At 64.4% G+C, this 16,852-nt stretch carries 15 protein-coding genes and 1 other annotated feature; of the genes, 4 read left to right on the top strand and 11 right to left on the bottom strand.

The features are described from left to right. Positions 1-115: 115 nt before the first annotated feature. Entirely contained in the window at positions 116-784 is a 669-nt protein-coding gene (locus QE363_RS08335; RefSeq protein WP_309694246.1) for a restriction endonuclease, read from the top strand. A gap of 36 nt (positions 785-820) precedes the next feature. Here the strand turns inward: QE363_RS08335 and QE363_RS08330 are convergent. Continuing rightward, a protein-coding gene (locus QE363_RS08330; protein WP_309690612.1) for an IS3 family transposase occupies positions 821-2,052 on the bottom strand; the annotation gives its coding sequence in 2 pieces (ribosomal slippage) (positions 821-1,761 and positions 1,761-2,052; 1,233 coding nt in all). Next, positions 1,652-1,768: a sequence feature (AL1L pseudoknot), on the bottom strand. Its footprint overlaps the gene before it by 117 nt. Positions 2,053-2,585: 533 nt before the next feature. On the opposite strand from QE363_RS08330, the gene trpS reads away from it, so the two are divergent. Further along, positions 2,586-3,596, top strand: a complete 1,011-nt coding sequence (gene trpS, locus QE363_RS08325) for a tryptophan--tRNA ligase (RefSeq protein WP_309694243.1) — start codon at positions 2,586-2,588, stop codon at positions 3,594-3,596. Positions 3,597-3,762: 166 nt separating this feature from the next. On the opposite strand, the gene QE363_RS08320 is transcribed toward trpS, so the two are convergent. From QE363_RS08320 to QE363_RS08285, 8 genes are all read right to left on the bottom strand, one after another. Continuing rightward, entirely contained in the window at positions 3,763-4,215 is a 453-nt protein-coding gene (locus QE363_RS08320) for a DUF6176 family protein (protein ID WP_309694240.1), read from the bottom strand. A gap of 43 nt (positions 4,216-4,258) precedes the next feature. Beyond that, the gene (locus QE363_RS08315; RefSeq protein WP_309694237.1) at positions 4,259-6,241 is read right to left on the bottom strand and encodes a TonB-dependent receptor; all 1,983 of its coding nucleotides are present in this window, start codon (positions 6,239-6,241) and stop codon (positions 4,259-4,261) included. After that, complete coding sequence (locus QE363_RS08310) at positions 6,238-7,005, bottom strand: ABC transporter ATP-binding protein (RefSeq protein ID WP_309694235.1); 768 nt, start codon at positions 7,003-7,005, stop codon at positions 6,238-6,240. Before QE363_RS08310 ends, QE363_RS08315 begins: the two co-directional genes overlap by 4 nt. Beyond that, positions 7,005-8,030, bottom strand: coding sequence for an iron ABC transporter permease (locus tag QE363_RS08305; RefSeq protein ID WP_309694232.1), 1,026 nt, complete (start codon positions 8,028-8,030; stop codon positions 7,005-7,007). Before QE363_RS08305 ends, QE363_RS08310 begins: the two co-directional genes overlap by 1 nt. After that, complete coding sequence (locus tag QE363_RS08300; protein WP_309694230.1) at positions 8,020-8,538, bottom strand: hypothetical protein; 519 nt, start codon at positions 8,536-8,538, stop codon at positions 8,020-8,022. The genes QE363_RS08305 and QE363_RS08300 overlap by 11 nt, the downstream gene beginning before the upstream one ends. Before the next feature lie 30 nt (positions 8,539-8,568). Beyond that, the gene (locus QE363_RS08295) at positions 8,569-9,210 is read right to left on the bottom strand and encodes a hypothetical protein (protein ID WP_309694228.1); all 642 of its coding nucleotides are present in this window, start codon (positions 9,208-9,210) and stop codon (positions 8,569-8,571) included. Continuing rightward, positions 9,210-11,396, bottom strand: a complete 2,187-nt coding sequence (locus QE363_RS08290) for a TonB-dependent receptor (RefSeq protein ID WP_309694226.1) — start codon at positions 11,394-11,396, stop codon at positions 9,210-9,212. Before QE363_RS08290 ends, QE363_RS08295 begins: the two co-directional genes overlap by 1 nt. 257 nt (positions 11,397-11,653) lie before the next feature. After that, complete coding sequence (locus QE363_RS08285; RefSeq protein WP_309694225.1) at positions 11,654-13,078, bottom strand: PLP-dependent aminotransferase family protein; 1,425 nt, start codon at positions 13,076-13,078, stop codon at positions 11,654-11,656. 96 nt (positions 13,079-13,174) lie between these two features. Between QE363_RS08285 and QE363_RS08280 the strand changes: the two genes are divergently transcribed. Then, on the top strand, positions 13,175-13,861 hold the full coding sequence (locus tag QE363_RS08280; protein WP_309694223.1) for a pyridoxamine 5'-phosphate oxidase family protein: 687 nt from the start codon (positions 13,175-13,177) through the stop codon (positions 13,859-13,861). Next, a complete protein-coding gene (locus tag QE363_RS08275) occupies positions 13,858-14,544 on the top strand; it encodes a GNAT family protein (protein WP_309694220.1) in 687 nt (228 codons plus the stop codon). The genes QE363_RS08280 and QE363_RS08275 overlap by 4 nt, the downstream gene beginning before the upstream one ends. Positions 14,545-14,802: 258 nt before the next feature. Here QE363_RS08275 and QE363_RS08270 read toward each other — a convergent pair whose 3' ends face one another. Beyond that, positions 14,803-15,831 (bottom strand): methionine synthase, encoded by a 1,029-nt coding sequence (locus QE363_RS08270; protein WP_309694215.1) that lies wholly within the window; start codon positions 15,829-15,831, stop codon positions 14,803-14,805. Positions 15,832-15,860: 29 nt separating this feature from the next. Then, positions 15,861-16,844, bottom strand: coding sequence for a putative oxygenase MesX (locus tag QE363_RS08265; RefSeq protein ID WP_309694212.1), 984 nt, complete (start codon positions 16,842-16,844; stop codon positions 15,861-15,863). Positions 16,845-16,852 lie beyond the last annotated feature (8 nt).

The following is a 16,852-nucleotide window of genomic DNA, read 5'->3' as shown; positions in this document are numbered from 1 at the left end:
GACCCAGAAACGGTCATTCACAACATGTCAGCCCCGCATTAACTTCGGTTGCTCATTCATGTGAGCGCCGAGGCGGTGCTGGACGGCGAGTGCCTGTCGAGGCAAGAGACGGGTAGTGATCGAAGGAGGGCCCGTGCATAGCGAGGAAAGAGCTAATCTGCGCCGCTATGAGCATTTTGAGGAACTAGTAGCCCGGGTATTTGAACGAAATGGGCTCGGAGTTGAGAGACGCATAGCTGTTCAACGCGGGCGTGGGTCTGTTGCGGAAGTCGACATGCTGCTCACTGCTGGTGATGTACGAAGCGTCGTGGAGGTAAAGCTCTACCGATCACGAACGCCCGCCCCCGGCCAGCTTGCTACAGCCTTCAAGATTGCAAAACGCGCTCAGTACGCGTTCGCCGCTGATAACGCGATTGTTGTAACGAATGGGCGGAGAGATAATCTACCAATCTCACATGCCAGCGATGCCGGCGTCATCCTGCTCGGGCTCGAAGATCTTCTTGTGCTGGCGGCAGCGTTCCCCGACGTTGAAGCCGAACTAATTGAGACTGATCGAGAGTTGAGTTCCTCTCTTGGTTCGTTCGATGCCGGGGTGACGATTCCAACGGCAGGAGCCTCTGCGATTTTAGACGCCCTCAAGCAACTGGGCTATCCGGGAGTTGCGCAGAGACCGAATAACGGTGAGGCGCCGCAAGAACATGAAAGCGGGGCTGCTCCAGAAGGGCGAGGAGCGAAGCTTGCAACTGAGCTTCGTTCCATACCTCCCGGTCGAGACGGCGGTTGAACCGCGCCGGGTTTGCCGGAGGCCGTTGGATGTGAGTCACGCTGACATATCGACGATGTTCGCGGCAGCATAGTATTGCTCTTCGGCCTCGGCGGGCGGAATGTTGCCGATAGGCTCGAGCAGCCGGCGATGATTGAACCAGTCCACCCATTCCAGCGTGGCGTACTCGACCGCCTCGAAGCTTCGCCACGGCCCGCGGCGGTAGATCACCTCGGCCTTGTAGAGGCCGTTGATGGTTTCCGCCAAAGCGTTGTCATAGCTGTCGCCGACGCTGCCGACTGACGGCTCGATGCCCGCTTCGGCCAGGCGCTCGGTGTACTTGATGGACACGTACTGGCTGCCGCGGTCGGAATGGTGGACGAGGCCGCCACCCCGCATCGGCCGTCGGTCATGTAGCGCCTGCTCGAGCGCATCCAAGACGAAGCCGGCATGTGCGCTCCGACTGGCGCGCCAGCCAACGATCCGGCGGGCGTAGGTGTCGATGACGAACGCCACGTAGACGAACCCCGCCCAGGTCGCGACGTAGGTGAAGTCCGATACCCACAGCATGTTCGGTGCTGGCGCGCGGAACTGCCGGTTCACCCGGTCGAGCGGGCATAGGGCCGTCCTGTCGCCGACAGTGGTGCGCACCGGCTTGCCGCGCATCACGCCGGCCAGACCCATCGCCCGCATCAGGCGGGCAACAGTGCAGCGAGCGACGTCGAACCCTTCGCGTCGCAGTTGCCGCCAGACCTTGCGCACGCCGTAGACGCGGAAGTTCTCCTCGAACACGCGGCGCACCTCCGGTCCGAGCGCATCGTCACGCCGAACCCGAGCCGACCGTCTGGTCGGCTCAATCCTCCTGGCTGCATGAGCATGATAGGTGGACGGGGCGATCGGCAGGACCCGGCAGATCGGCTCGACCCCGTACGCCTTGCGATGCGCGTCGATGAACGACACCATCACTTCACTCGGCGGTCGAGCTCCGCCATCGCAAAATACGCCGACGCCTTACGCAGGATCTCGTTGGCCTGGCGCAGCTCGCGGTTCTCGCGTTCCAGCGCCTTCATCCGGGCGGCAACATCGCTCGGCACCCCGGCGCGGGCGCCACTGTCGATCTCGGCCTTCTTCACCCACTCGTGCAGCGTCTGGCCTGCACATCCGATCTTCGCCGCGATCGATACCACCGCTGCCCAGCGCGACGGGTGATCCTTCTCATGGTCCAGCACCATCCGCACCGCACGCGCGCGCACCTCAGGCGAAAACTTGTTCGTCGTCTTGCTCGTCATAGCCCCTTCCTCTCAGGAGTTGGGGCCTCCGACAAACCCGGCGCGGTTCAGGTCTACGGCCATAGCCTGACCGATCAGATTGGCGGCCAGACCGAGGCAGGTTTCAGAATCTCAGGATTTGCGGAGGCCCGTGCATCGGCCCCGCGCTTCGTCATCGACCAGTATCTGCCGACCTTCCTTTCGACGTTGGCGTTAAAGCCACTTTGATCTGAAGGCCCCCACTCGGAGCGGTTCCGGCCGTCCCGAGTGGGAAGGTTGGGCAAGACGGCTGGGACATTCCCATTGGGATCGAATATCGGGAACGTAGATCGCTTCTCAAAACCCGCACGTAGCGAAAAGATTGGCCGCTTCCGCCGGGTGCGCTGATCCGCTATTGGGTTGGCATGACAAGCCCGATGACGATCAACTCGCAACGCTGGTGGCCCGCGATCTAAGCGCGGCCTGTCATATACCTTTGACCCGGCCGCTGCTCTCGGCGGCCCGGTCACAACAATCCCGACGATAGCAGCGGCAACCTTTGGAGAGTTGCCTCAATGCCATCTTCTTCGCGCCCGGTGATCCTGACCGGCGACCGCACGACCGGTGCACTACACCTCGGTCACTATATCGGTTCGCTCCGCAACCGTGTGGAGCTTCAACATACGCACCAGCAATATGTGCTGCTCGCTGACTCCCAAGCACTGACCGATAATGCCGATAATCCTGGCAAGGTTCGCCGCAACGTGTTGGAAGTCGCAACCGATTACCTCGCGGTGGGCATCGATCCGTCGTTGTCCACGATCTGCCTGCAATCCGCAATGCCGGCGCTGGCCGAACTGACGCTTCTATACCTCAACTTCGTGTCGGTCGCACGCCTTGAACGCAATCCGACCATCAAAGATGAGATACAGGCGCGCGGCTTCGGCCGAGACATTCCTGCTGGCTTCCTCTGCTACCCTGCGGCGCAGGCGGCCGACATCACCGCCTTCAAGGCTACCGTGGTCCCGGTCGGGGAGGATCAGGCGCCGATCATCGAGCAGACCAACGAGCTTGTCCGCCGTCTCAACCGCCAGATCGGACGGGCGCTTCTCCCCGAGGCACAGGCGCTGATCCCAACGACGGGGCGGTTGCCCGGCGTGGACGGCAAGGCGAAGATGAGCAAGTCGCAGGGCAACGCCATTCCGCTATCGGCCACGGATGCCGAGATCGCGGCGGCGGTTCAGCGCATGTATACGGACCCGAACCACCTTCGGGCATCCGATCCGGGGCAGGTGGAGGGCAACGTGGTCTTCACCTACCTCGATGCGTTCGACGTGGACTTGGAAGTGGTCGCCCAATTGAAGGCGGAATACCGACACGGCGGCTTGGGCGACATGGTGCTGAAGCGTCGTCTCACCGGCATCCTTCAGGCGATCGTCACCCCAATCCGCGAGCGGCGAGCGGCGCTTGCCGCCGATCCCGACACCATCATGGATATACTGCGCGCCGGTGCGGAGAAGGGCAGGCAGATCACGCAACAGACGAAGGCCGAAATCATAGAGGGGCTGAACCTGTTTCGCTTGTAGCGGCACGGGCACCCGGCTTCCCGATTGGGAACGGCCAGCGAGACGGCGCAGGCGTTCCCATTGGGATGGTATTTTGGGGAAGTGAAAGTGTTCTCAAAACTCATGCTGAGGATCGCATGAGAGAATAAAGAGGGCGGTCGTCCGCCCAGACCACCCGAGCGCGCCTCTATCGGCACTGCGGCTTACGCTCTGCATCATCGCTCGTTGCGGTGCAGGTTGCAACGGCGCGGACGATGAAGTCTGGCGCTAGCACGTTCTCGGTCTGCATCCGCACGTGCGATCCTTTGACTAGAACCGCACCCATATACGCGATGTGGCGACGATCGAGTTCATGGTTGGAGCTTTCGACCGGCTTGCCGCCAGTCCCTTTGACTTCAAGCCAGTATAGACGATGCGGCTCGTCCGGCGCGGTGAACATCGCTTCGAAATAGATTCGCTCGCGCCCCAGCGTCGCGACCGCTTCGCGATGATGGCTGCGAAGATAATCGATCCACTCGCGGAAGGCGGCGTCGCTGCCCAGCTTTCGATCGAAGCGGTGCAGCGTCACCTCGACCGGGCGCAGCGGCGCCGGCGGCACCGCTGCGCTGAGGCAGAAAGTGACACCGATGCCGGCAATCATGCCGAGCGCGAAGTATCGATGCGGTATCATGATGCGGTGCACCTCAGAAGTCGACGGCAAGGTAGGCGGTCGCGAGCCGCTGCGGGACGTAGTCGAAGGTCGACGGGCCGTAATAATCCCAGGCATAGACATTGAAGAGATTGCTGAGGGACACGCGCAGCGTCGCGCGTTTCTTGCCAATCGTGAAGCGGTAGCGGCTGCCAATATCCACCAGCGTGCGCGCGGGAATGAACAGGTCGTTGTTGACCGTGGAGGCGACACGTCCCTGATGCCCGACGCCTAGATCGATCGACAGCGCCTCGAAGCCCGGAAGACGCCAGTCGAGATTGAGATCGACCGATCGCAACGGCACGCCGACGGGGCGCTTGCCGGTCTGTCCCGACGTCCGCGCCTCGCCGGTCACCTGCGGATCGAGGAACACGCCACCCAGCGCCATGCTGAGGCCGCGCAACGGCGTCCCCGACAGCGATGCTTCTACGCCTCGGTTGCGGGTGTCGCCGAGCCGCGTGAAGAGACCGATCGGATCAAGGCTGAGATAGGGCTTGCGCACGTCGAACACGCCCGCGACCAGCTTCACGTCGCCCGCGATGGTCCAGCGCACGCCCGCATCGCGTTGGCTGGTCAGGATGGCGGGCAGCGGCTGGTTGCGGTTGACGGCATTCTGCGGCGGCAGGCCGGTTTCTTCCAGCCCTCGCGTATAGCCGGCGTAGAAGGCGACGCGCTCCCCGGCATAGATTGCTCCGGCCACGTTATAGAGCCAGGGCCGGTCCCGTGTTTCCAAGACGGGCTGGTCTGGACGGCGGAAGCGCTTGGCGTAGTCGGTTCTGGACAGCCCGGCGCTGAGTTCGCCGACGCCGCGCCAGCGCCCGGTATAGGCGAAGCCGCCGAACCACTGCCGCACCCGATCCCGGCTATACGCGCCATAGGCGATCGGCGGCTCGGCAAAATCGAGCGGATCGCCCAACCGCACGTCGCCGAAATCGAGGAAGGCGGAGCCGCCGACGCGCTCGTCGCGGGCGCGACCGCGGGCGGACAGGCTGATATTATGAACGCGCGGGCCATCGGCGATCGTGCGGGTCACGCGTAGCTCGCCCGACACCGACACGCGGCGATAGGGCGGGTCGGAAAAGGCGATGTAGCGGGCACGGCCGTTCGGCGTGATTGCGTCGAGGAAGGTGAAGATGTCTTCCTTGCTGGCGGACAGCGAGCGGAACAGGCCGCCCTCGATCTTCCAGCCGCCGGCCAGCGCCGCACTTCCGGTGATCCCGGCCGTTTCCGATGGGCCGGAATAATCCGCCCAGGCGGGCCCGTAAAGGATGCCGCGCCGGATCCGTGGCGGCAGATAGGGCCCGGCCGTGGTGAGCAGCGGACCGATCTGGCTGTCGGCGATGTACGAGCGGCCCCAGAACGGTAGCAGCTCGATGCCCGGGCGGGGCCGCCAGCGCAGCGTCAGCCCCTCAACATGCTGACGACTGGTGGCGCCGTTGTTGAAGACATGATCGTAGAGGCCGAGGCCCGCGCCGAGCGACAATGTGTCGCCGACGAGCGGCAGCTCGGCATCGAACTCCAGGCTCTTGTCGCCCAGGCTGTTGAGGCCGACCGTGGTTGACAGTAGCGCCTCGGTGCCAGGGCGACGTAGGGCGTAGTCGACGACACCGGTCGGTGCGGGGAACAGATAACCCTGCGCCGACAATCCGACCTTGATGCTGGTGGAGCGGCGGATGCGCGGGTTCGGCGGGGTCGCCTGGTCGTAGTAGAGGCCGTCGATCCGCGCGTTGCCGGCGGCGATGGGCGAGAAGCCGCGCACGCTGTCGCTGCTGTAGATGCCGATCGTCTCGCGCCCGATCGTGGTGCCGAACGCATCCTCCGCCTGACGTACGGCGTTCTCCTCCGCCCGGCCCTGCGGCACCGCCGGCGGCGCGGGCGTCGTCTGGACCGGGGGCAGCGGCGCGGCAGGCGCTATCGGCGGTGCCTGGCCCGCTGCCGCTTGCGCAAGGAGCCAAAGGCCGGGGCCAAGCGCGGTCATCGAACCAGCTCGAACCGCCCGCGCTCTGGCGAAAAGCGAACGGCGTCCGTGTCGAACGCGCGACCGACATGGCCCGCCGCGATCAGGTCGGCTGCCGATCCCACGACCAGCCCGCCGTCGCCATCGAGCAGCCATATCGCGTCGGCAAGCTGAAGCGACAGGTCGAGATCGTGGCTGGAGAGCAGCACGGTCGTGCCGGTGGCATGGGCGTGTGCGCGGAGCAGCGCCATCGCCTCGACCCGCCCGGGCAGGTCGAGAAAGGCGGTGATCTCGTCCAGCACCATCAGGCGCGGTGCCTGAGCGATGGCGCGCGCGATCATCACCCGCTGCCGCTCGCCATCGGAAAGGCCGTCGAACGGTCGAGCTGCGAAGGACGAGGCACCGGCTTGGGCAAGCGCCTCAGTCACCCGCGCATCATCGGCCGCTGAGAGCCGTCCCTGCCAGCCGGTGAACGGTTGGCGTCCCATCGAAACGACGTCGGCGACGGTGAGCCCCGGGCTCGACACGCGCTCCGTCAGGACCACCGCGATGGCCCGCGCGCGGGCCTGCGGCCGCATCGCGGCGATATCCTCGTCGCCCAGAATCGCGCGACCGCCGCGCGCATCCTGCAGGCCGGCAATCGTCCGCATAAGCGTCGACTTGCCAGCACCGTTGCGGCCGAGCACGCAGACGAAGCTGCCTGCCGGCGCCTCCAATGCAAGATCGGCAAGTACGGTGCCGCGCGGGCCAGCATAACCGACGCTCAAATTGTCCAGACCAAGCATCAGCCGCTGCTCCGCATTGCCGGGGCGAACACGAGAAGCGCGATCACCACCGGCGCTCCTACCAGCGCCAGCACCGCGTTGAGGTGCAGGAAATGCTGTTCCCACGGCAGATGCACGATGAAGTCGGCTCCGAGCGCCAGAAGCGCGCCGGCAAGTGCCGCCAGGGGGATCAGCGGCAGGATACGTGCGGTACGCGCCAGCCAGCGGGCCAGATGTGGAACGATGAGCCCCACGAAGGTGACCGGCCCGCACAGGGCCGTCACCGGCGCGGCGAGCAGCACCGTCGCTGCCAAGGTCATCCGGCGCAGGCGCGGCACATTCGTGCCGAGGCTTGTGGCATAGGTTTCGCCGAGGAGCAGTGCCGTCAGCCCCTTCGCGTTCAGGACCGCCAGCGCCAGTCCGCCAGCGACCGGCAGCATCAACCATGGCAGGTCGGCGGTGGTCGCCGCCGCGAACGTCCCGTCATCCCAACCCGAGAATACGCGCCCCCCGACCCGGCTGGCGAAGTGCAGTATTACGCTGACCAGCCCTTGCGCGGTGAAGCCCAGCATTAGGCCGACGACAAGGAGCGTGATGTTGCCGACACGGCGGGCGAGCGCGGCCATCGCAGCGGCGGTGACCGCGACACCGATAACCGCGCCGAGCGTGAGGCTCAGTCCTGCAAAGGAGGTCAGCGCAGTAAGTGCCGCCGGACCGGCGAAGGCCGCACCCGCGACGGCGAGTCCGACACCGAGCTGTCCGCCCGCCACAAGCCCCAGCGACCAGGCATCCGCCATCGGATTGCGGAACAGCGCCTGCATCAACGTACCGGCAACGCCCAGCGCGCCGCCCGCCACGACGGCGGTCACGACACGGGGCAGGCGGATCGCCCAGACGATCTCGGAAACGGTGGGATCCCCGAATCCCGTTATCGCGCCGATGACCTCATGCGGCGAGAGGATGACCTGACCATAGCTGAGGGACGCGCCAGCGACGATCAGGATGCCGAAAAGCAGCGCGCCGGCGCCGGTCAGACTACGATCCATGGCCAACCCCCGCGCTGTTCCCCACCCGCTGATCCTGCCGCACCCAGTTCGCGGGCCAGCTGCGCAGTTCGGGGTGCAGCATCCGCGCATAGTCGCGGAGCAGCAGGTCGGGACGCAACGCCGCCGTCTCGAACAGATCGAATGCGTCCGCCTCCGGCTTCACCCTGCCGTCGGCTGCAAACACGCACCCGTCACGCCAGGCACGCATATGCGCGAGGAACCGTTGGTCCCCGAACCGCTTTGAGATCGGATCCCGCCACAGCCAGCACTCGGCGTTGCCGCCTTCCGTCAGCAACGTTTCGGATGCCATTTGCATCGTGTCGTCCAAGCGGAGGTCGTCGGGGCGACGCATAACGTTGATGCCGCCCGCATCTTCGAGCAGGCGATTGGCGGCCCCGCGAACCGTCACCATCCAAGTGTCGCCATTCATCCACCAGGCGGAGAGCACGCTGCGCCGGGGCAAGCGAGCCACGGCCCGCCTGATCTGATCGACGCCATTCTGGACCATGGCGGCAAACCGCTCGCCCTGCTGCTCCCGTCAGGTCAGCATGCCGAACAGCCGCGCATATTGCACGGGGCCGAGATAATCCGACTCGTTGGCCATGAAGACGGGGACAACGGGTATGCCCATCGCGATCGCGCGGCGCATGGCATCCGCATGTGCCGGATCACCGATCGTCATGAGGAAGACATCGGGCTTGGCCGCAAGCAAGACGTCGAGATTGGGAGGCGAGTGCCACCCATAGCCGATCTGGCCGATTTCTCGATTTTTCACCCGCCTGCGGATCGAATCGTCGTAAGACTTCGTGCCGCCCACCGCGACCAGTCGGTCCGCCGCCCCGATGGCGCTCAGCAGCGCTTCACTGCCTCCATAATTGACTGCGATACGCTTCACCGGTGTGCGCACCACGACCGCACCCGCGAGATCGCCGGTCAGTGCGGGCGCTTTGATGCTTCGGGGCACGAGCACAACGCGCACCCGCTGCTCCGGGCCGTTTGCGGCCCCACCCCAAGTGACGATGTTGGCGTGCAGATCGACCACTCTGTAGCCGTTCCGTTCGACCACGCTGAAGGTTCGGGTGTGCGGGACCGGAATCGGGCGACCGATGGCGGGTGTATCGGTCGCCTGCTTGCCGCACCCGGCAAGAAGAACGATCAGGAGCGGGAACAGCCAACGCATCAGAAGCTCGCCCTTATTGTTGCCCGGAACTGGCGCGGGGCCGACGGCGTCGCATAGGTCGGCTGTGTGTCCGTCCCGAAGTAGGAGTAGATGTCGCGATCGAGGACGTTCGTCACCGCCAGATCGAGTGCCAGTGGCAAGCGCGTAGGCAAGGTTGTCGTCGCGCTGAGGTTCAGCAGTTCATAGCCGCCCTTCTCGACGCGATTGTCGCCCGTGATCGGGTAATCGCCATAGACGTAGAGGTCCGCGCGACCGTTCAACCACGACGCGAACCGCCGTTGCGCGCTGAAGTTGAAGATGTGGGTCGGAACGCCGACGGGGCGATCACCGGTCAGGTCGACCTCGCTGGTCGCACCGGGCACCCGGTATTCCTGCCACACCGCATCCACATAAGAGTAGTTGACGGAAACGCTGGTGCCGAAGGCCGGGCGCACGACGGCGGAAAGCTCGACCCCCTGACTGCGGTAGCGTTGCCCGGTCGTTAGAAGGGTCGATGGAGCGTTCGGGTCCGGGTTCGTGGTGGTGACAAGCCGGTTGCGCTGATCGTAGCGGAACAGCGCCGCTTCCCAGGCAAGGATGCCGGAGCCCGTCTTGCCCTTGTAGCCGACCTCGTAGCTGTCGATCGTCATCGGTTTGAGGTCGAGTTGATACAAGGCCGGATCGAAGTAGAAGAGCGGTCCGAAGTTGGAGCTGAAGCCTCGCCCGTAAGAGGCATAAACCGTGCCGCGTGTTCCGTCACGCTCACCCAGACGATAGGCGACGCTCGCCTTGGGCGAAAAGGCATTCTCCGATGCCGACAGCCGGCCACCCGCATTGAAGGCCGCCGGGATGGGGCGGAAGACCGCGCGCCGGCGGAAGTCATCATATCGCAGGCCGAGAGTCACGGTCAGCCGATCGCTCGCGGCCCATTCGTCCTGAAAATATGCACCCCAGAAGCGGTTTCGCACCGTCCCGTCGGTAAGGAGAAAATCGCGCTGGAAGCAGGGCGCATCTGCGTTCAGTACAGCTCCGGTCGCGTAACTGATATCGATCTGAAAGAAGCGGAACCGGCATTGCGGCGTGAATCCATATTCGCCGGACCAGAAGTCGCGTTCGTCCATCCGGGCATGCTCGACATTGCCACCGGCCACGATCGTGTGAGCGCCCAAGCGAGCCGTAATTTGCGCATCGCCTATCCAGACATTGCTCTCGTCACGCCGCGCAAAGCCGTTGACCGCATAGGCTTCCGCCCGCGGATCGACGCTGCCACTGACGTACAGATTGAAGCTGTTGTTCCGGTCGAACCGTCGATGCTGCCCGGTCAGCACAAGCTCGACATCGCTCCCGAAGCTGTGCCTTAGCCTGAGAGCGCCGATCCCTCCCTTGGTCTCCAGGTCGTTCGGCAAGTAACCGATGTAGCCCCGACGGCCTCCTGCAACGGCGACACGGGTCCCGTCGCCGAGCAGGGGAATGTTGCTCGGCACTTCGACCTTTCGACTGAAAGAGTTGCCATAGGCCGTCAGGGTGGTGTCCGAGCCGATCGGCACGACGACCTTGCCGAATAGGTTCAGCAGCTTTCGATGGGAGTTTTCCCGCCATCCGCCGTCATCTTCGTAAAAGCCGGACAGGAGTACCCCACCCCCATCGCCGAACATCTTCCGCTCGAAGGTCGCTTCCCCGCGAAAATAGTCGTACGTCCCGGCAGTCAGCGAAGCAGTCGTGCTGTCGACGCCCGGGCTGTGCGTGATGTAATTGACCGCGCCGGCCGTCGCCCCGCGCCCGTACAGTGCGGATACAGGTCCACGTATGATCTCGGTACGGCCGATCGCCCCGTAGGGGATCTGGTTGAGCAACACCTGCTCATCCGGACCGACGAATGGTATGCCGTCGATCAGTGCCAGGAACGTATCCCCTCCGGCACTACCGGTCACGCCTCGGAACGAGAACTGCAAATCATCCTCTGCATCGCCATCCGTGCGGCGAAAGAAGATGCTGGGAATGCCGCGGAACTCATCACTCCCGATCGTCAGGCCGCGTCTGCGCAATTCGTCATTGTCGACAACGGTGATCGCCGCAGCTACGTCGATAATCGGCTTCTCGGTCCGCGTCGCCGTCACGACGATATCATTCGGGTTCGTCTGCTGGTCCTCAGCGATCTGCGCCAGCGCGGCGCCGGGCAGCATCGACAAGGCGGCACCAATCACCACCGTAACAGATTCGCTATCAACGCTTTCCCCCCGAGCCTCCAACATATATGGTACGATATATCATCGCAAAAGCGACGTCTAGAATCTACGTTGCAGACGGACCCCGGTGGTCCCGGACAACCACACCCCACCGATCCTGGCATACCTTGATCCGCGGCTCTGATAGGCCCTCCCAACCTTCCCGATTGGGAACGGTCAGCGAGACGGCACGACCGTTCTCGGAATCGCTGCGGTCTCGAGAACGACCGGATCGGCGTTCAAGACGTCGAAATGCGATAAAATGGCCAGTTGCGCTCAATGACGTTCGAGAGGCGCGCGATATTCCGATCCGTCGCACCCCCAATCCCGAAGAGCAGGCCGTTGCGCGGCATGGCCGCATGGAAGGGCGAAAGCGGCATCGCGCCGATCCCCCGGTTCTGAAGCGCATGGGCGACCTTGCGATCGTCGATACGCTGGTCGCGGAACCAGACGGGCAGTTGCAGCCCGCCCGCGGCTGGCTCGACACAGAGCATATCTCCGGCGACGGTGGCTAACGCATCGCAAAGCGCCGTCATCCGTTCGGCATAGACGCGCTGCATCGTCCGGACGTGCGCGCGGAGATGTCCGGCGTTCAGGAAATCGGCCATCGCCGCTTGGACATGGATCGGCACCGACCCGCCCTCGCGCCGCAGGATAGGCCGTACCTGCGCAAGCAGCCACGCCGGCAGCACCGCATAGGCAATGCGCAGGCCGGGCGCGAGCACCTTGGAGAAGGTGCCGACATAGGCCACGCGATCCGCGCGATCGATCCCCTGCAACGCCGCGAGCGGACGGGACGCATAGTGGAACTCGCTGTCGTAATCGTCCTCGATGATGACGGCATCCTGTGCAGCGGCGAAGTGCAGAAGGGCGATGCGGCGCGTCAGGCTCATCGCCACGCCGGTCGGATATTGGTGTGACGGCGTGACGTAGATGATCGACGGTGCCGGATCGTTATGCCCGATAGTCATGCCCTCCGCATCGCAGGGACGCGGCACGATCGCGGCGCCTGCCGCGACAAAGATGTCGTGGGCGGTGCGATATCCCGGTTCTTCCAGCCAGACGGTCCGGCCGGGAGCTGGCAGCAGCACCCGCGCGAGCAGCGCCAGGATGGCCGCGGTCGACGGCATGATGATGACCTGCTCGGGGTCGGCCAGCACGGCCCGCGCCCGCGTGACATGATCGACGATTGCTTGCCGCAGTGCCGGCAGGCCGTTCTCATCGCGGTAGCCGAGGTCATGGATATGCAGATGGCGCGCACGGGCGCTGAGGCAGCGGGACCAGACCTCGTGCGGGAAACTGTCGAGATCGGGCAGGCCCGGCCGGAACGGGAGGAACCGTTCCGGCTCCGGTTCCGGCGGTGATAATCGCGGCAGCGGCGCTGCACGTGCACCGTCGGGAGCCGGCGGCAGGTCGGCCACCCGCATCGCCGACCCCGCCCGCCCGGTCACGAAGCCCTCGGCACGCAGCAGCTCATAGCCCGCCACGACCGTCGATCGCGCCACCCCCAGCATCGCCGCCAGCGCGCGAGAGGACGGCAGGCGCTCGCCTGCCACGAGCTGCCCCGCCAAAACCCGGTCGCGGATGGCGTCATGGATCTGTCGTTCGAGATACCCGGCGCGGCGATCGATCAGGATCCAGGTGGCAGGATGTGTGGCGGCCATGTCCCTTTCAACTGGACTGCCGATCTTTGCGCAAGTGGCATTATGCAGCAATCCGCTTTCCTGACATGGCGGCCCCGCAACAGGCAAGGGGGCCACATGACACCGACCGATCATTCATCCGACAAGGACGCCTATCCGATCACCGAACGCAGCCGGGTGCGGCGTGGGCATCGCCGCGCGGACTATGCCACCGGCACGGTCCATGCGGTGCTCGACGCCGCGCCGCTTTGCCATGTCGGCTATGTCATCGATGGCGAGCCCTATGTCACGCCGACCATCCACTGGCGCGAGGGGGAGCGGATCTATTGGCACGGCTCGGCGGCCAGCCGCTTCCTGCGTCAGGCCGAGGGACAGCGCGTCTGCCTGACCGTCAGCCATATGGACGGCTATGTGCTGGCGCGGTCGGCGTTTAATCATTCGGTCAACTACCGCTCGGCGATGGTCTTTGGCATCGCGCGGGTCGTCGAGGAACCCGACGCGATCGCCGACGCGCTGCGGCGGTTCACCGACGGCTTGTTCCCTGGTCGCTGGGAGACATTGCGGCCGATGACCACGCAGGAACTGAAGGCAACCAGTGTCCTGTACCTCGATATTGAGGAAGCCAGCGTGAAGGCACGGGCCGAGCCGCCCAGTGACGGTGACGAGGCAGCGCACCCGGTCTGGGCCGGGGTGTTGCCGATCCGCAGCACCTTCGCCGCACCCGAACCCGCCCCCGAACTGGGCGGGGATATCGCTTTCCCCGCAGGCCTGTCCGCCCTGCTCGCATCGGGGCGGCTGCGGTGACCGCCGGCCCCGCGCCGGATCGGACCGACGACCTGCCGCTCGGTGCCGTCGTCACCGGTGCGGCTCCGCCATTGCCGGGGTTCGATATCCATGCCGGTCGCGCCGTTACGCTCGAACCGCTCGGGATGGCGCACGCGGCCGATCTCTGGCGTGTCGCGCAAGGAGCGGATCGCTCCTTCACCTATCTGCGCTATGGGCCGTTCGCGACGGAGGAGGCGTTCGCCGCGCATGTCGCGGGATTGTCCGGGATCGGCCGGCAACCCTTCTTCGCCGTGATCCCGCGAGCCAGCGGAACGGCTGCGGGCTGGGCCTCCTTCTGTGATATCGCGCCGGACGATGCTGCCATCGAGATCGGCAGCATCTGGTTCTCACCCGTCCTGCAACGCACCCGCGCCGCGACCGAAGCAATATTCCTGATGATGAACCATGCCTACGCGCTCGGCTATCACCGGGTCGTCTGGCGCTGCAACGCCCTGAACGCAGCGTCTATCCGCGCTGCCAGCCGCTTCGGTTTCACCCATGAAGGGACATGGCGGTGCGACGGGATCGTGAAGGGCCGTCGTCGTGATACCGCATGGTTCTCCCTCCTGGCGCCTGAGTGGCCTGCACAACGTGATCGTTTCAAGGCCTGGCTCGACGACGACAATTTTGACGAGAATGGCGTCGCCAGGAAGCCGCTTTGAGGGTGATCCGGCCTACCGGTGCTTTTCATTGGAGCGGCGGCCAGCATAGCAGAGGCATTCCTGTTGGGATGGTGAAATGGGAGTTTATCCAGTGCCCCAACATCCTGTTTGATAGGTGTTTTGGGACAAAGTGGTAGGTGATTGTCCGCCAATGTCGATCGCCCGATAGGGCAGCTATGGGCAATCTTGCAGGTGCCACAGGTAGGCGCTTCTCGCCAGCCTGGGACCCATCCCGCGCTGGCGATCCAACCGCCGTGATCAGCTGAGTATCTCTCGACGTACGATTTCCGCGCCAGCACCCAGCGCCTTCAGCTTGCCCCGTGCGACGTTGCGCGCCAGCGGCGCCATCCCGCAATTGGTCGCGGGCAAGAGCTTGTCGGCATCGACGAAGCGCAGCGCTTTGCGCAGCGTGTCGGCGACCTGTTCCGGTGTCTCGATCGTGTCCGTCGCGACGTCGATCGCACCAACCATCACCTTCTTGCCCCGGATCAGTTCGATCAGGTCCATCGGCACGTGCGAGTTCTGGCATTCGAGCGAGATGATATCAATCTTCGACCTCTGGAGGTTGGGGAAGGTCTCCTCATACTGGCGCCATTCGGAACCCAGAGTCTTCTTCCAGTCGGTATTGGCCTTGATGCCATAGCCATAGCAGATGTGGACAGCGGTCTCGGCCTTCAGCCCTTCGGCCGCGCGCTCCAGCGTGGCGATGCCCCAGTCGTTCGCTTCGTCGAAGAATACGTTGAAGGCGGGTTCGTCGAACTGGATGATGTCGACGCCAGCCGCTTCCAGCTCGCGGGCTTCCGCATTGAGGATGCGGGCGAACTCCCATGCCAGCTTCTGCCGGCTCTGGTAATGGGCGTCGTACAGGGTGTCGATCATCGTCATCGGCCCGGGCAGCGTCCACTTGATCGGCTGATCGGTCTGGGCGCGCAGGAAACGGGCGTCATCGACGAACACCGACGTCGGCCGCGAGACGGCGCCGACGACCGTCGGCACGCTGGCGTCATAGCGGTTGCGGATGCGCACCGTCTCGCGCTTCTCGAAATCGACGCCGTCCAGATGCTCGATGAACGTCGTGACGAAGTGTTGGCGGGTCTGCTCGCCGTCCCCCAGGATGTCGATGCCGGCCTGCCGCTGATCGTCGACTGCCAGGCGCAGCGCATCCTGCTTGCCCGCGACCAGTTCCTCGCCCTCCAGCTTCCACGGCGACCACAGGGTCTCAGGCTGGGCCAGCCAGAATGGCTTGGGCAGACTGCCTGCGGTCGTCGTCGGCAACAATGTCGTCATGATGCAAATACCTGTCGTGTGGGTAGGGATCAGAGTCCGCAGGTCGCGGACCAGCGCTGAAGCGCGGGCCAATGCGGCTTGATGAAATGCTCTTCGGCGAATTTGCCCTGCTCGACGGCGAGGCGGCTGCGTTCCTCGCGATCGTAGACGATGCGGGTCAGCGAATAGTCCTGATACCTCAGGCTCGGCTGATAATGCTCCGCCGCGACCGAGTTCGCGTTGTAGATTTCCGGGCGATAGATCTTCTGGAACGTCTCCATCGTCGCGATGGTGCTGGCGAGTTCGAGGTTGGTGTAGTCGCTGACCAGATCGCCGATGTGGTAGAAGGCGAACGGCGCGACGCTGTGTGGCGGCATGAAATATCGCACCTTCATGCCCATCTTCGCAAAATACTGATCCGTGGATGAGAATTTGTCGTTGCGATACTCGACGCCCAGGATCGGGTGTACGTTGGCGGTCCGGCGATAGACCCCCTTGCTCGATACGCTGAGGCAGATGACCGGGGGTTTGCGGAAGTGGTCGCGGTAGGCGCTCGATCCAAGGAAATGCTTGAACAGGTTGCCATGCAGATCGCCGAACCCCTCCGGCGCGCCGCCACCCCCGGCCTTCAGGTGATCGGGCAGGACGACGCTGAAGTCGTAATCGCGAATATAGGACGAGAAGTTGTTGCCGATCATGCCATCGCTGCGCTCGCCGCTGATCCGGTCGGTCACGGTGGTGTGCAGGATTTCGATCAGCGGAAACGCTTCGTCGTCCGCGCCGTCCCCGAGCGTGAGCGCGGCCGAGACGATTGTCAGCTCCAGCGTATAGCGATCGCCCCTGGGGTTATCCCAGTGCATCAGCGCGTTGAAGCGGTGGTCGATCATCACCAGCGTGTTGCGCAGATTCTTCTGGCGGCTGTCCCCACGCGCGAGATTGGCGAAGTTGGTGGTGATGCGCGTGTTGTCGGCGGGACGATAATCCTCGTCGAACGGGATATGGCTGATCGAGAATGTGAACCCGCTATTCGTCATGACTCACC

The sequence above is a fragment of the Sphingomonas sp. SORGH_AS_0870 genome (assembly GCF_031453175.1).
Taxonomy (GTDB): Bacteria; Pseudomonadota; Alphaproteobacteria; order Sphingomonadales; family Sphingomonadaceae; genus Sphingomonas.
Note: the sequence above shows the minus strand (reverse complement) of the source record. Positions and strands in the feature narration are given on the sequence as shown.

Excerpts from the sequence above, each read along its gene's own strand:
- trpS (WP_309694243.1), top strand. The coding sequence starts at position 2,586 with ATGCCATCTTCTTCGCGCCCGGTGATCCTGACCGGCGACCGCACGACC.
- QE363_RS08320 (WP_309694240.1), bottom strand. The coding sequence starts at position 4,215 with ATGATTGCCGGCATCGGTGTCACTTTCTGCCTCAGCGCAGCGGTGCCG.
- QE363_RS08315 (WP_309694237.1), bottom strand. The coding sequence starts at position 6,241 with ATGACCGCGCTTGGCCCCGGCCTTTGGCTCCTTGCGCAAGCGGCAGCG.
- QE363_RS08310 (WP_309694235.1), bottom strand. The coding sequence starts at position 7,005 with ATGCTTGGTCTGGACAATTTGAGCGTCGGTTATGCTGGCCCGCGCGGC.
- QE363_RS08305 (WP_309694232.1), bottom strand. The coding sequence starts at position 8,030 with ATGGATCGTAGTCTGACCGGCGCCGGCGCGCTGCTTTTCGGCATCCTG.
- QE363_RS08300 (WP_309694230.1), bottom strand. The coding sequence starts at position 8,538 with ATGGTCCAGAATGGCGTCGATCAGATCAGGCGGGCCGTGGCTCGCTTG.
- QE363_RS08295 (WP_309694228.1), bottom strand. The coding sequence starts at position 9,210 with ATGCGTTGGCTGTTCCCGCTCCTGATCGTTCTTCTTGCCGGGTGCGGC.
- QE363_RS08285 (WP_309694225.1), bottom strand. The coding sequence starts at position 13,078 with ATGGCCGCCACACATCCTGCCACCTGGATCCTGATCGATCGCCGCGCC.
- QE363_RS08280 (WP_309694223.1), top strand. The coding sequence starts at position 13,175 with ATGACACCGACCGATCATTCATCCGACAAGGACGCCTATCCGATCACC.
- QE363_RS08270 (WP_309694215.1), bottom strand. The coding sequence starts at position 15,831 with ATGACGACATTGTTGCCGACGACGACCGCAGGCAGTCTGCCCAAGCCA.
- QE363_RS08265 (WP_309694212.1), bottom strand. The coding sequence starts at position 16,844 with ATGACGAATAGCGGGTTCACATTCTCGATCAGCCATATCCCGTTCGAC.